This window comes from Novosphingobium oxfordense (assembly GCF_044029435.1).
Lineage (GTDB): Bacteria > Pseudomonadota > Alphaproteobacteria > Sphingomonadales > Sphingomonadaceae > Novosphingobium.
Window position 1 is genome coordinate 1,806,602 of the sequence record NZ_CP147008.1, and the last position, 14,041, is coordinate 1,820,642.

Consider the following 14,041-nt stretch of genomic DNA (forward strand, 5'->3'; position numbering starts at 1 on the left):
AGTTATCTTCCCGTCAGGCAAGGTGGGGCGCAGTTCCTGCGCAGTGATCGGGTGGGACGGGCGGGCATCAGCGTTCCGCCGCCAGGAATGCCCGGACGGCGCGCAGCTTCGGCGCCTGGTCCAACGGTTGTCCGGCATATTCGCGAAGACCCCAGGAACCGTAGGATGCGATGGGTGCGGTGGACGAGAACAGCACCAGATCGCCGCCGATCCGTGCCTTCCATTTCGAAAGATAGTCTGCATAGGCTGTCGCCATGCGCGGATCGCGTTGCAGGGCATGCGCGAGGGCCATGTTTTCGGTGACGAAATGCTGGCCGCCCTCATAGGTCAGATACCGCTTGCCGTGGCGCGCCGCGATTTCGCGGTGGATGAGGGCTTTGGAGAGCACCTCGTCCATCGTCGCCGGTACTTTTGCGAAGATGCGATCGGTATCTCCAGCACCGTATTTCGCGATGTCGAAGCCGAAATAGGGGGCAGTGGCCAGGGCATCGACCCATTGCGCTGTATCGGCATCGTCCAGGATGATGGAGGCAAGGTCCGGCCAGGCATTTTGCGATGAGGCTACCCGGACCAGCTGATGCGGGCGATCGGCGAAGACTTCCGTCCAGATCTGCATCGTCTGGCGAACCTTTTGGGCATAGCGCAGCATCTGCGCGCGCTTAGCATCGCCGCCGCCAAGACCAAGGGCCAACCCCTCGGCTTGCGCCTGCTGCGCTGCATCGAACATAGAGTTCCAGATCTCATTCCCCAGTTCGACGTAGACGGTGCGGTGAGGATCGAGCCGGTCATGCACCAGCTGCGCAAAGGAGCGGACGTAGTTCCCGTCCGCCTTGTAGGGCATCAGGAACCAGGGATCGGCGCCCGTCGAATTGGCGACCTCGATCATGTCCTCGATCGAAACGCCGCCGGGGCCGGCTTGGGTGGCGCTTTGCGGTGTCGTCCGATCCTCCCAGCGCACGGCGGGATTGTCGTTGACCGGCTCCCAGTCGAGGAAGCGGATGATCTTGAATTGCCGTACGAAAGTCAGAAATTCAGGGCTGAAACGCTCCGTTGCGGGCCGGTCGGCCAGCCGGCAGTCGATGTTGCGTACGGGATCGTCCTTATCGGTTGCTGCCAGTTCCATCCACGCGCCCTCGTCTTCCGCGCCGGTGGGATTGAGATCTAGCGTGAACGATTGAGCGGCGCGGTTGCGCACCTCAGCGACACCACCCGCTTCGATCTGGCCGCGGCCCTGGTACGTGCACTTGACTATGGCGGGATGGAAAGGGGCAGGCGGAAGGACGATTGGATGGAATGCCGTCTGCCCCGGCTTCAGGAAGCGGATCCAGCCTTGCGCATCCAACTGGTCGACAGGGAAGGGCTTCCAGCCCGCGCCCTCGGAAGAGAACCATTCGCTTTGCAGGATCATGTTCGAAAACACCTGCTGCCGCCCCGAGTTGACGACGCTGAACAGGTTGATGCCGACCCGCATGGGCGCTGGCGAAGGCTCAGGCCCGATTGGCACGGCGGCCGACTTGTTCTGCTGCGCACCGATGGAGACGGCACCGGCCGCGATGGCCGCGAGCACGACGAGACCGAGCACCACCAGGCCGGGAACGACAAGAGTGGTGACCACGAAACGGCCTAGGGCCGGCAGCCGATGTCGGATGCTCCCCATGTTGCCGGGCCTTGTTCGTTCGTTCACCGTTCGTGCCGATTTCACTGGTTCGTCCACCGCTGGCCAGTTGCTCTGCGGCATAATGACAGGAAGCGGTGCACGCTTCTGCTGCCACTAACGACCACTGAATTTATCGGAGAGTGCGGCCTGCGGATTTCCGGAACGCTTCGGCAAATTTTGGCAAGCCCGGCTCCGGCTCCGGCTCCGGCTCCGGCTCCGGCTCCGGCTCCGGCTCAGTTCGGCAGGCGGCTGGTGGTGCTCCAGAAATTCACCACGTCGTGCAAGGCCTCTGCATATTTGCGGCCGTTGAAGGGCTTCACCACATAGCAACTGGCGTGACGCTCGTAACATTCGCGGATGTCGGTGGGGGATTCCGACGAAGTGAACATCACGACCGGGATGTGGCACAGGCGGGCGTCCGATTTCACGGCGGCAAGCAGTTCCTTGCCGTCCATCCTGGGCATGTTGATGTCCAGCAGGATCAGTTGCGGGATCGGGGGCGTCTCCTTGCCCGGTTCCGGGCGAAGCATGTCCAGGGCCTGCACGCCATCGTTGGCGACGGACAATGAGCAGGGCTGCTCTGCGCTCGCCAGCGCGCGCTGGGTCATCTCCACATCACCTTCGTTATCCTCGACGATCAGGATCTTAAACGGCTTCATGTGTGCGGGCCTCCTTGCATGGGAGCGTGAAATAGAAAGTGCAGCCCTGGCCGGGCGCCGAGACGAAATCGATATCACCGCCGCAAAGCTGGATGAACTTGCGGCAGGTCGACAGCCCAATGCCGGTTCCGGGATAGTCTTCCTTGCGGTGCAGCCGCTGGAAGATCGTGAAGATGCGGGACCGAAACGCTTCGTCGATGCCGATCCCATTGTCTGCGACGGTGAACCGCCAGACTTGGTCCTGCCTGGTGGCGGTGACGGCGATTTCGGGCGGACGGTTGCCGTTCTGGAATTTGAGCGCGTTGCCGATCAGGTTCTGGAACAGAACCCGGATCAGGGTCGAACTGGTTTCGAGGCTGGGTAACTCACCATACGTCACCAGCGCCTGGCTTTGCTGAATGACATCCTCGAACTCCGAGAGGGTTTCATGCAGCACGGCCTGACAGTCTACCGTCTCCAGCAGAATATCTTCGCGCCCCACGCGGGAAAACGTCAGGATGTCGCCGATCATTTTCTGCATGCGCCGGGCATTGTCGAGGATGAAGTTGAGGTATCGCCTGCCTCCCTCGTCAAGCGCCTGTTCCGAACTGTCCGCCAGCAGGCTGGCAAAGGCGTTCATCATGCGGACGGGTTCCTGCATGTCGTGCGAGCAGATGTAGGCGAAGCGTTCCAGTTCCTCGTTGGACTGCGACAGGATGGCGTTCAGATGCATGATCTGTTCGCGCTGGACATAGAGATCGAGGTAGACCTTGACCTTGCTTTTCAGGATATCGGGATTGATCGGCTTGAAGATGTAGTCGACCGCGCCGATCTCGGCCGCCTTGGAGGCGTAACGGTCTTCCTTGGAAATGGCCGTCACGAAAATGATCGGCACTCCCGCCATGCTTTCATGCTCTTGCATGAGTACGGCAGTCTCGAAACCATCCATCTCCGGCATCTGCACGTCGAGGAGGACGATCGCGAAATCGTGCCGCAGCACCAGCGAAAGCGCCTCGTTCCCCGATGCGGCCTTGAAGATCTGGGCGTGGAGGGGCTTCAGCACCTTTTCCGTGGCCAGCAGGTTTTCCCAGCGATCGTCGACCAAAAGGATCTTTGGCCGGTCCTGCGCGATGGGAAGCGGCCCCAGGTCCTGCGACGCGTTTTGGATGGTCGTGATCGTCACGCCGGGCCTCCGTCCGTCTCGGCCTGTTGGCGATAATGTTCGGGCGGAGTTTGGCCGCCCAACGTGATCAGAAGGGCGGCAATGCCGGGCAGCGGCAGGATGTGGTCCACGGGCCCCGCGTCCAGCGCGGCGCGCGGCATGTACGGGGATTCGGCGGTCATCGGATCCTGAACCACGGTGCGGCCGCCTTTGGAGCGGATATATTGCAGGCCGCTGGCCCCATCCCTGTTGGCCCCCGTAAGGACGATGCCGATCAGTCCGGGCCCGAAGGTATCGGCTGCGCTTTCGAACAGCGGATCGATGGCGGGGCGGCAGTAATTGACCTTTTCGTCGACCGACAGGCTAAGGCTGCAATCGGGTTCCACCAGCATGTGGTAATTGGCCGGCGCCAGATGGACCGCGCCGCGTAGAAAGTCGGACTTGTCCTGCGCTTCCGTGACGGAGAGGCGGCAGTCCTTTGCAAGTATCTCTGCCAGATAGCCCTGGGAACTCGCATCGATATGCTGGACCACGGCTATGCGCAGCCCAATTCCCTTCGGCAGCGCGGGCAGCAGCGACTTCAATGCCCGCAGTCCCCCGGCGGATGCTCCGATGACCGCGGCCTCGTAACGTGGCTCAACCATGGGTGACCAGCCCCCGTTTCTTGAAGATCTTCTGGCGGCGGTCCAGCGTTTCATACAGCGGTTTGACTGCCGAGAAATTGAGGCTTTCCTTGCTTCCCAGGCAAAGGTAGCCGCCATGACGGAGAGAGTCCGTAAACAGGCTCAGCACGCGTTCCTGCAACGTCTTGTCGAAATAGATCAGCACGTTGCGGCAGGTGATCAGGTTCATTTCGCCGAACACGCCGTCCGTTACCAGATTGTGGTATGAAAAGGTGATCCGATCCCGCAGGAATCCCTTCATCCGGACAAAATCGTAGCTTGAACTGTAGTAGTCCGAAAAGTTGCCGTGCCCGCCCGATCGCTGGTGATTGGCGGCATAGCCCGCCATTAGCCGTTCCGGGTAGATGCCCTTCTCGGCCATATTGAGCGAATCCTTGTTGAAATCGGTGGCATAGAGGCGCGTACGCTCCAGAAAGCCCTCTTCATGCAACAAGATGGCCAGCGAATAGACTTCCTCGCCGGTTGCACAGCCCGCGCACCAGATCTTGATGAATGGATAGGTCTTGAACACCGGGATCAGGCGTTCGCGCAGGGCGCGATAACAGTCCGGATCGCGGAACATTTCCGTTACCGTTACCGACATGCAGCGCAGCAACTGGTCGAAAAACCCATCGTCATGCAGCACGCGCGAGAGGACGTCGCTGAAATGCGCAAGGCCTGCGGCACGCCGGACTAGATCGAGGCGGCGGCGGATGGAGGCATGCGAATAGTGGGTGAAGTCGTAATTCCAGCGGCGGCGGATAGCTTCGAGCAGCAGCGAGATCTCGATCGTCTCGACATCCTCGCGCGGCACTGGGGGGCTCGGCTGCGTCAGGGACTCCATAGCTCTTGCGGCATGGGTCTGCGCCGGACGCGGAGAGAGCCCGAACTTCATGCTGCTTTTTCCTGCCGGAACAGCCAAACCCGCAAGAGCGTGAGAAGCCTTTCGATGTCCACGGGCTTGGTCATGTAGTCGTTGGCGCCAGCCTCCATGCAGTGATGAACTTCTTCCGGCATGGCGCGGGCGGTGAGTGCGATGATCGGCAGTTCGGCCCATTCCCGGTTCTGGCGGATTGCGCGCATCGCCTGATAGCCGTCCATCACAGGCATCATGATGTCCATGATCACGAGATCTATCGCATCGTTCTCCTTGAGTTTATCGAGCGCCATCTGCCCGTTGTCCGCGATGACGAGATTGAGGCCGTGCTTTTTCAGCACCTTCGACAGGGCAAACGTGTTGCGCATGTCGTCATCGACCAGCAGCACGGTCCGGTTCTTCAATGTCAGGCCGGGATCGTGATGCATGCGGATGAGGGCTTGCTGGTCTTCCGACAGGTTCGCTTCGACGCTGTGCAGGAACAGGGCGACCTCATCTAGCAGGCGCTCCGATGAAGAGGCTCCCTTGATGACGATGCTTTCGGTATAGTTGGCGAGGTTTCGGTTTTCCTCTTCGGTCAGGTCGCGCGCGGTATGCACGATGATCGGGGGACGCCCATCGCCACCGATCAGCCCTTTCGCCATTTCCAGCCATTCGAATCCGGTCATATCCGGCAGGCTGAGGTCGAGGATCACGCAGTCGAACGCATGCCGCTGCATCTGTCCGAACGCGTCGGCGCCGGTTTCCGCAACGGTGATTTCGATGTTTTTCTGGCTGAGCAGATTGCGGATCGCGGTCTGGGCCACGCGATCGTCCTCGATCAGCAGCACGCGCTTTATCTCTGCGTGCAGCAGGGTTTCTATGCGGGTGAAAGCCGTGTCGATGTCCTCTTCCGCCACGGGCTTGGCAAGAAACCCGACCGCGCCCCTGCGCATGGGAACGAGCGTCTCCACATCAGCAGCGCCCGACACGATGTGGACCGGAATATGACGCGTGATCAGGGAATGCTTCAATTGGTCGAGAACGCTCAGCCCGTCGATATCGGGCAGGCGCAAGTCCAGAAGAATGGCGGTAACCGGATATTCGGCAGCCAGGATCAACCCGCTCCTGCCGTCGCCGGCGACGAGAACGCGATAGCCGCGTTTGTGTGCGGTCTTCATCAGGATCATGGCGAAGGTGGGATCGTCTTCGACGATCAGCAGGACATTGTCGCCGGGATTTATTGTATGGCGATCGTCGTCTATGAAGCGCGTCGCGGCCGGGCGTTCGGCGGTGGTGTGAACGATGGCGGCGGGCAAGGCCGGCGATAAAGGGGCGTCGGCCGCCAATGCGGGGGACGCGGAGCCATGGCGGATCGGCAGGAACAGGGTGAAGGTCGATCCCTGCCCCTTTACGCTCTGCACATGGATTTCTCCGCCGAGCACTTGGGCGAATTTGCGGGCGATGGTCAGGCCCAGCCCCGTGCCGCCGTAATGGCGGTCGATCGAACCGTCTTCCTGCTGGAATGCCTCGAAAATATCCTTGAGCTTGGCCCCATCTATACCGATTCCGGTATCGGTCACGGCAAGTGCGACGGCATTGGCGGAGTCGAGATCTGGACGCTGCAAAACATCTTCTTGCGTGGCGCGCCGGATGATGAGGGTTACGGACCCAAGGCTTGTGAACTTGAAGGCGTTGGAAAGCAGGTTCTTCAGGATCTGCTCGACACGCTGGACATCGGTGTTGAAAGACGGGGGTAGCGACGGATCGCGCTCGATATGAAAGGCAACGTTCCTGTCCCGTGCCACCGGCTCGAAACTCTGGCGCAGGCGGCCGGCGATGTCGTCGAAGGCGGTGTTTTCGGCGACGATGGTGATCTTGCCGGCCTCGACCTTGGACAGATCGAGAATGTCGTTGATGAGATTCAGCAGTTCCAGCCCGCCGTTATGGATGATGCGTGCTTCCTCCACCTGTTCGACGGTAAGGTTGCCCGTTTCGTTGGCGGCAAGGCTCCGTGAGAGGATCAGCAGGGAATTGAGCGGCGTGCGCAGCTCATGGCTCATGTTGGCAAGGAACTCGGACTTGTATTTCGACGATTGCTCGACTTCGCGGACTTTTTCCTCGATCAGGCGCTTGGCTTCTTCGAGATCACGGGACTGGGCCCGGATTCGTTCGTTCTGCTCTTCAAGCGCGCCGGTTTTTTCTTCCAGTTCCTCGTTCGAGGCTTCGATTTCCTCGTTCGATGCCTTGAGTTCCTCCTGCTGCATCTTGAGTTCTTCTTCGCGCTTCTCCAGCTCCTGCGTGTAGAGCAGTTGCTGGCCCTGCGATCGGGCGCGGCTGCGCTGATAGAGCCAGACCGCCAGAACAATGCCGAAATAGGAGGCCAGCGTAATGGCGCTCATTATCCATTTGTTGTTCGCGACATTGGCGGCATCGACCTCCTGCCGCTCGCGCAGGAGATGTTCCTCCTCTGTGGTCATGATGGCCAGTTGCTCGCGCACGCGGGCCATCAGCGTGCTGCCATGGATCAGGGTGGATTCCGCGGTACTTTCCTGCTCGGCAGATTGGGTTTCGCGCGCCTTGATGGTCGTGGCCAGGTAATCGAGCAGGGCCTTACTCCGCACGTCCAGCTCTTCGAGATTGGCTTGCTGTGAAGGGTTGTCGGCAGTCAGGTGGCGCAGTAGCGCCAGCTCCTGGGCGATGGAGCGATGCATGGGGGTTCTGGCATCGTCGAGCTGGACGTTCTTGCCGTCTCGCAAAGCGTCGCGATAGGTCTGGAGAAAGTCGGAGTTTCCGGTCAGAAGATAGCCCGGCTGGCCGGACACGGCGCTCTCATACAGATCGCGTACAAGCGAGATATGGCGACGGACCGAGTACGTGTGATCCACCCAGCCGCGCGCCCGGGCAAGGTTGGCATCCTGGTTCACGAACATGGTGGTGGCGAACAGGAAAGCCGCGGTAATCACCGCGATCGCAATGGCCGTGGCATGACGGGCAAACAGGTTTTCCCTCGGCTGCACTGGCGTCATCGGCCTCTCACGAACTTTCGAGGCCGGGCGCGCGATTTCGCTGCTTGGGGCGTTGCGTGCGCCCAGCCATAGTCGGTGGCTAAACCATGGCGTAAAAACACTTTTTATGGGCTAAGAACGGCATACGATTTAGTACGTATTCGGAGGTCAGACCGGAAATAAGCAGGGGCTATTTGTACTCGATCAGCACCATCTTGCGGGCGCGCAGGCTGGACCACCAGAAGCCCAGTTGCCCGAAACAATGGGGCACTTTCCCCAGCACGATATGCGTCGCATAGATCGCGTCCGAACGGCGGTAGACCCTCCACCAGAGCACGGGCCATAGCAGCCAGAATAGCGGGAACGACCAGAACAGGTTGCTCAACACGTGCTTGATCAGCGTGGGATCTTCCGCACCGCGCCGGAACCACGCTTCCGCGCCGGCGTGGCCGCTGCGCCGATTTCTCTGCCACCATTGGCGCCATGTCGTCATGGCCACGTCGTGCAGCGTCATCTCGTCAGCCAGGCGGACGATGTTCCAGCCTTGGCGGCGCAGCCGGTGACACAGGTCGTCATCTTCGGCCGCGATCAGCCCGGAATCGTAGCCGCCTACCTGCAGGATTGCCTCAACCCTGCCCAATGCGTCGCCGCCGCAGCTTTGCGCCGGGCCTGCCGGTCCATCCCACTCCCTGTCGCAGACATGGTTGTAGACGGTCAGGTCGGGATATCGTTCACGCCGCCGGCCGAAGACGATCGCCGTGCGGGCATCGGCCGTGATGCCCCGGAGCGCCGCCGCGATCCAGCCGGGATCGAGTTCGCAATCGCCATCCATGAACTGAACGAACCGCGTATCAGGCCAAAGCGCCCGTAATCGGGCAAAACCGGCATTGCGGCCCCGCGCGGCGGTGAACGGCCGGCTGGCGTCGAGTTCGACCACTTCGATGCCGAAACTGCGCGCCAGGGAGACGCTGCCATCCTTCGAACCGGAGTCCACGTAGACGATGCGATCCCCGCTACGCTTCGCGGATTGCAGGCAGAGGCGAAGCCTTTCGCCTTCGTTGCGCCCGATAACCACCACACCGACGGTAGCGTCGGGATCCTCGCCGCCAGCTTGCTTGTTCGGCATCGTGCACTCATCCACTTCGTCAGATAAGCAGGCATCTTCGTCCGCCCGGCAGGACAGGGTGCGGGGAAGGGTCAAATCGGGGCGGGTGGGATCAGCCGCAGCCATGTGGGCAATGTCTTGTGCCAGAGTGCGCTGGCGCGCTGGCGCGGCGACAAGCCTTTCGACAGGTCCGCAATCTCGCGCGGCTTCAGGCCGGATCTCTGGCAATAATAGGGATGCCGCGTGCGCCTGGCGAAGTACCCGTAGAACAGCGCGGCACGGTCCTTGTCGAAGGCAGGGGCCCCGCGGTGGAAGAAGCGGGCGGTATCGGCGAACACGACCGTGCCGACAGGGCCTGTGCAACTGACGATATCGCGGGAGTAATCGGGACCCAGTCGCTTGTTCAGCACGTCTTCGGTGCCGAACTCGAAGACATAGTGATCGTCGACCCCCTGCGAACGGTCTTCCCGGGAAATCAGTTCGAAAGGGCCGCCCTGATCGGTCACGTCGCTGCAGTAGACGGCAAGCTTGATCATCCTGCGGTCCTCGCGGTCGCGATGCCATTGGCGCGGTCCCAGCTCGGTTCCGTCCGCGACGGTGTAGATAAGCGCCAGCCCGTCGTAGGCTGCGGGCAGGCCGATATAGGCCTCGGCAATGTCGAGAAGCCGTTCATCAAGGCCCCAGTGGAATATCTCCGGATTGTCGACAGTGGCGGAAGCTGGCGCGCAGATGAACTGGCGGCCGGCGTCGGCATCGCGGCGGGCACTTTCGGTGCACTCTCCGGCAACCTTTTGCGCCGCGCGCAGCATTTCGGCGGACCCCGGCAAGCCTAGCGCATCGAGCGACGTGATGAACACGCCATCGCGCCGCAGGCCTTCGACGATCTCCCGATCGATGCCTTCCAGTTTTGGTAGCGAAGGGCGATGCCTGTCCAGCGCCCTGGAATAGCGCTTGCCAAGCCGCCGCCGCATCAGCGGCGTGTTCGACAGTTGGAAAACCAGATTTGCCGGCTTGTCGCCAAGGCGATTCAAGACTTTCTGAAAAACGGTCTTAGCCATTCCGCCTCCTTCGATCCGGCGTTCCTGATGATGCCGTGGCCTGACCGGCGTTCGGCAGGCGAATCGCCTGCTTTGGCATCCAGGGTTCCTCGAACCGTGCGCTTGAACATCTGAAACTCGCGCGGTTTGTAGACAAGCCGGTGTTTCCGGTACTGAATTCTCGCAATTCCTCGCCCGCGTTGGAGCGCTATGCTGGGCCACATCGCTCCCTTGGCTGAACCGGCGTCGCGGGCGTGCAACTTGAAGAAGGGTGACATCGCCCATGCCGCCGCAACCAGCTGGAGATCGTGGAAAGGCCGGACGCGTTCTCGTGATCGGCGGCACCGGTTTCGTGGGCCGGCACCTGGTCGGGCGGCTCGCCGCAGGCGGCCGACGGGTGCGGGTGCTGACCCGCAATCCGCAAGTCATGCAACCCGCCTGGTATCATGATGTCGTGGAACTGACGGCGGGAAGCCACCGTGATCCCGCGGCGCTGGATGCAGCGCTGGACGGGATCGACGTCGTCTACCACCTTGCCAAGGGTGAGGGGCGCAACTGGCAGGAATACCTGGACAACGATGTGGAGCCCACGCGCAGGATCGCCGAAGCTGCCCTGCGTCGGGGTGTCCGGCGGTTCGTTTATGTCGGTTCGATCGACTCCTATGCATCGGCCAATGCGACCGACCGCATCGATGGATCGACGGCGCTCGATCCCCGCATAGAGCGCCGAAATCACTACGCCCGGTCCAAGGCGACCTGCGAAAACCTGCTGCTGGCGATGGCACGGGAGCAGGGATTGCCGCTCGTCATCCTGCGGCTGGGGATCGTGATAGGGCCGGGCAGTTCGCCGATCCATTATGGCGTAGGCCGGTTCGCGGCATGGGATCGGCTTACCTACTGGGGAGACGGGCGCCACAAACTGCCGTTCGTGCTGGTGGAGGATGCCGCCGATGCCTTGGTCCGGGCGATTGAGGTTCCGGCCATAGAGGCGCGCAGCTTCCTGATAACCGACGCCCCCCTTATTTCCGCGCGCGATTACGTGGCGGCGATGCAGGTGCATTCGGGTGGACGGGTGCGGGCCGCACCGCGCGCGATCTGGCGATATTGGCTGGCCGATCTGGTGCGTGGAATGGCCAAGACGGTGATCCGGCATCCCAATCGTCACCTCTCCACGCTGCACGACTGGCAATGTCGTTCCCACCGTGCCACTTACGACGCGGCGCAGAGCATCGACATTCTCGGCTGGCGCCCTGCCGGCACGCGTCAGGCGCTGATCGAGCGTGGCATACACCCTGCGGTCGAGGCGATGATGTCGAGGCGATGATGATGTCCCAAGGGGCTGCGGAGCGCCGGGCCATCTGAAGTCTATGGGGGCAGGCGGAACGGATGAATTCGACGTCATGCCATGCTCGTCCAGCCAAGCTTTCGCTCAGTTCAGATGCGTACCCAGCGCAACCCACCAAGTTGAAAGCGACGGAATTCCGCGTGCTTCGCGTCGGCGTTGACGTGGAGAGGCAATGGAACAGGGGCGGATTAAACCCAAAAGGTATCGCTACCATACCTAAATAGTATGGCGAAGGCGGCCCTTTCAGGTGTTCCACCAACTACAAAGCGGAAGCGACGAAACATGTAGACTGTCGGGCGGAACGCTGAATACCCGGGATGAGAGATCGAATAGAAATGCCGTTTTCTGAACTGCGATACCCATGGGAAAATACCGTAGCCGACATGCAGGAGTGCGTAAGCCTTCTTGACTACATGGACAATTACGAGGTGCCGTTCTCGAAGGCGAGAGATAAGGCGCTGTTCCTGCGCACCCTGCAGCTTTCCGTGGCACTCCTGGAAACGGCTCGACCGGAGCAGCTGTCGGCAGCGGGCATCGATATTTCCCGTATCTGCTGCGTCAATTTCGCTGAAAATTCTCTTGATTGGGATGCGTTTCCGGTATCGCTGCACGCGACAACGAAAATCGATCCCGTTGTCTCGATACATGTTCCATCAGCGATTGATGGGTGGGAAGGGCTTGATGCCAGTGCATTTTTTGGAAGCCATTGGCGGACGATGTTCCATGGTGTCGATTTGACCGGCCATCAATGAGGCCCGGATGGAAGGGCGATTCCCAACCGGGATGAATTGATCGATACTCGGCGAAAATAGCCCTGCCGCTTCCTGAAAAATCGCGGATTTTTCTTCCGGGATGCTTGCGTTGGGGCAAATGGCCCGTAATCCTTCGGGATCAACCGTGGTCGCCCTTTCCCGAAAGACGATAGATGAAGCCTGTCCTGGCCGTCGTACCTCTTGCCTGCCTACTGGCAGCGTCCTCTGCGCTTGCCGATACGCGCGCGACCAAGGTGGATGCGCCTGCGGAGCAGCCGGACAAGTCGGGCCCGCTTTTCCAGCCCGAAGCGGTGGAGTCGACCGGGTCGGTAACCGTTGGTGGTTCGCGCATCGGCTATCGCGCGGTTGCCGGAACCCTGGTGGTCCATGCCAAGGGCTGGGAGGATACCGACGCGCTGGACGCGAAAGCGGCGGATGACGACGATGATGGGAAGGCGGCGAAGGCGGAAGCCTCGATGTTCTACGCGGCCTATTTCAAGGATGGCGTGCGAACCCCGGGCCGGCCGATAACGTTCCTTTTCAATGGTGGGCCCGGTTCTTCAAGCGTCTGGCTGCACATGGGGGCTTTCGGGCCGCTACGTGTCGAAACCGCCGATAATGCCCACACCGCACCGGCGCCGTATCGGACGGTGAACAACGATGCGAGCCTGCTGGACGCCAGCGACCTGGTGTTCGTGGACGCGCCCGGCACCGGCTTCAGCCGCATCGCCGGCAAGGACAAGGCCAAGGCCTTCTACGGCGTGGATCAGGACATCGACGCCTTTGCCCAATTCGTGGAGCAGTTCCTGTCGAAATACGGGCGCTGGAATTCGCCCAAGTACCTGTTCGGCGAAAGCTATGGCACGATGCGCGCGGCTGGCATGACGCTGGCCTTGCAAAACCGTTCGATCGACCTGAACGGCGTGATCCTTCTGTCGGACATCCTGAACTGGGACCTCATGCCCGACGATCCGCAGGCCAATCCTTCGGTAGACCTGCCCTATATCGTTGCGCTTCCCACGTACGCCGCAACCGCCTGGTATCATCGCAAGCTGGCCGATCGCCCCGATGACATCAAGGCCCTGCTAGCCCAGGTCGAGGCGTTCGCGACCGGTGACTATGCGCAGGCCCTGATGAAAGGCAACGCGCTGCCCGACGCCGAACGCCGCCGCATCGCCACGCAGTTGTCGGCCTTCACCGGGCTGCCCGTCGACTACCTGCTGAAAACCAATCTCAGGATCGAATATGGCGCGTTCCAGAAGGAACTGCTGGCCGACCAGGGGCTGACGACCGGAACGCTGGACACGCGTTTCGCCGGGGCGACGCTTGATCCGCTCAGCAAGGTGGCTGACTACGATCCGCAAAGTGCGGCGCTGGAGGGGGCCTATATCGCGGCCTTCAACCAGTACGCGCGCGGAACGTTGCACTATGGCTCAAGCGATGGAGCGGACAAGCAATTCAAGCCCGGCATCAGCATCTACGGAAGCTGGGATTATCGCCACCAGCCGCCCGGCGCGGGCAAGCCGCTGATCGCCCTGCCCAACGTACTGCCCGATCTGGCCATTGCGATGAAGCAGAACCCCACCATGAAAGTCATGGTGAATGGCGGGTATTTCGACGTTTCGACACCCTATTTCGAGGGCGTGTTCGAGATGCGTCACCTGCCGGTTCCGCCGGCGTTGCAGGCGAACGTCGAATACCGGCACTACGAATCCGGGCACATGGTCTATGCCCATCTGCCGTCGCTGCATGAGTTGCACGACAATGTCGCTGCCTTCATCCGGAGCACGAGTGGCGGGACGTCCTCAGGAAACTGAGG

The 14,041-nt window shown here is 61.2% G+C and carries 11 protein-coding genes; 3 read left to right on the forward strand and 8 right to left on the reverse strand.

Going from position 1 to position 14,041, the window contains the following annotated elements:
• Nucleotides 1-67: 67 nt before the first annotated feature.
• From WBP07_RS30630 to WBP07_RS30665, 8 genes are all read right to left on the reverse strand, one after another.
• On the reverse strand, nt 68-1,615 hold the full coding sequence (locus WBP07_RS30630) for a hypothetical protein (RefSeq protein ID WP_395397007.1): 1,548 nt from the start codon (nt 1,613-1,615) through the stop codon (nt 68-70).
• 275 nt (nt 1,616-1,890) lie between these two features.
• Nucleotides 1,891-2,316, reverse strand: coding sequence for a response regulator (locus WBP07_RS30635; protein WP_395397008.1), 426 nt, complete (start codon nt 2,314-2,316; stop codon nt 1,891-1,893).
• A complete protein-coding gene (locus WBP07_RS30640; RefSeq protein ID WP_395397009.1) occupies nt 2,303-3,478 on the reverse strand; it encodes an ATP-binding protein in 1,176 nt (391 codons plus the stop codon). The genes WBP07_RS30635 and WBP07_RS30640 overlap by 14 nt, the downstream gene beginning before the upstream one ends.
• Nucleotides 3,475-4,101 (reverse strand): chemotaxis protein CheB, encoded by a 627-nt coding sequence (locus tag WBP07_RS30645; protein WP_395397010.1) that lies wholly within the window; start codon nt 4,099-4,101, stop codon nt 3,475-3,477. The genes WBP07_RS30640 and WBP07_RS30645 overlap by 4 nt, the downstream gene beginning before the upstream one ends.
• The gene (locus WBP07_RS30650) at nt 4,094-5,014 is read right to left on the reverse strand and encodes a CheR family methyltransferase (protein ID WP_395397011.1); all 921 of its coding nucleotides are present in this window, start codon (nt 5,012-5,014) and stop codon (nt 4,094-4,096) included. Before WBP07_RS30650 ends, WBP07_RS30645 begins: the two co-directional genes overlap by 8 nt.
• The gene (locus WBP07_RS30655; RefSeq protein ID WP_395397012.1) at nt 5,011-8,004 is read right to left on the reverse strand and encodes a response regulator; all 2,994 of its coding nucleotides are present in this window, start codon (nt 8,002-8,004) and stop codon (nt 5,011-5,013) included. Before WBP07_RS30655 ends, WBP07_RS30650 begins: the two co-directional genes overlap by 4 nt.
• A gap of 169 nt (nt 8,005-8,173) precedes the next feature.
• Nucleotides 8,174-9,109 (reverse strand): glycosyltransferase, encoded by a 936-nt coding sequence (locus tag WBP07_RS30660; protein ID WP_395397014.1) that lies wholly within the window; start codon nt 9,107-9,109, stop codon nt 8,174-8,176.
• A 71-nt stretch (nt 9,110-9,180) separates the two neighbouring features.
• Nucleotides 9,181-10,146, reverse strand: coding sequence for a hypothetical protein (locus tag WBP07_RS30665; protein WP_395397015.1), 966 nt, complete (start codon nt 10,144-10,146; stop codon nt 9,181-9,183).
• Between the two features lie 262 nt (nt 10,147-10,408).
• Between WBP07_RS30665 and WBP07_RS30670 the strand changes: the two genes are divergently transcribed.
• The 3 genes from WBP07_RS30670 to WBP07_RS30680 all read left to right on the forward strand — a co-directional run bounded on the left by WBP07_RS30670 (nt 10,409) and on the right by WBP07_RS30680 (nt 14,039).
• Nucleotides 10,409-11,449, forward strand: coding sequence for an NAD-dependent epimerase/dehydratase family protein (locus tag WBP07_RS30670; RefSeq protein ID WP_395397016.1), 1,041 nt, complete (start codon nt 10,409-10,411; stop codon nt 11,447-11,449).
• 356 nt (nt 11,450-11,805) lie between these two features.
• The gene (locus WBP07_RS30675) at nt 11,806-12,222 is read left to right on the forward strand and encodes a hypothetical protein (RefSeq protein ID WP_395397017.1); all 417 of its coding nucleotides are present in this window, start codon (nt 11,806-11,808) and stop codon (nt 12,220-12,222) included.
• Nucleotides 12,223-12,395: 173 nt separating this feature from the next.
• A complete protein-coding gene (locus WBP07_RS30680) occupies nt 12,396-14,039 on the forward strand; it encodes a S10 family peptidase (RefSeq protein ID WP_395397018.1) in 1,644 nt (547 codons plus the stop codon).
• Nucleotides 14,040-14,041 lie beyond the last annotated feature (2 nt).

What these genes read in the sequence shown, in the direction of transcription:
- WBP07_RS30665 (WP_395397015.1), bottom strand. Translation starts at nt 10,146, where the DNA reads ATGGCTAAGACCGTTTTTCAGAAAGTCTTGAATCGCCTTGGCGACAAG.
- WBP07_RS30680 (WP_395397018.1), top strand. Translation starts at nt 12,396, where the DNA reads ATGAAGCCTGTCCTGGCCGTCGTACCTCTTGCCTGCCTACTGGCAGCG.
- WBP07_RS30635 (WP_395397008.1), bottom strand. Translation starts at nt 2,316, where the DNA reads ATGAAGCCGTTTAAGATCCTGATCGTCGAGGATAACGAAGGTGATGTG.
- WBP07_RS30675 (WP_395397017.1), top strand. Translation starts at nt 11,806, where the DNA reads ATGCCGTTTTCTGAACTGCGATACCCATGGGAAAATACCGTAGCCGAC.
- WBP07_RS30655 (WP_395397012.1), bottom strand. Translation starts at nt 8,004, where the DNA reads ATGACGCCAGTGCAGCCGAGGGAAAACCTGTTTGCCCGTCATGCCACG.
- WBP07_RS30645 (WP_395397010.1), bottom strand. Translation starts at nt 4,101, where the DNA reads ATGGTTGAGCCACGTTACGAGGCCGCGGTCATCGGAGCATCCGCCGGG.
- WBP07_RS30650 (WP_395397011.1), bottom strand. Translation starts at nt 5,014, where the DNA reads ATGAAGTTCGGGCTCTCTCCGCGTCCGGCGCAGACCCATGCCGCAAGA.
- WBP07_RS30660 (WP_395397014.1), bottom strand. Translation starts at nt 9,109, where the DNA reads ATGCCGAACAAGCAAGCTGGCGGCGAGGATCCCGACGCTACCGTCGGT.
- WBP07_RS30670 (WP_395397016.1), top strand. Translation starts at nt 10,409, where the DNA reads ATGCCGCCGCAACCAGCTGGAGATCGTGGAAAGGCCGGACGCGTTCTC.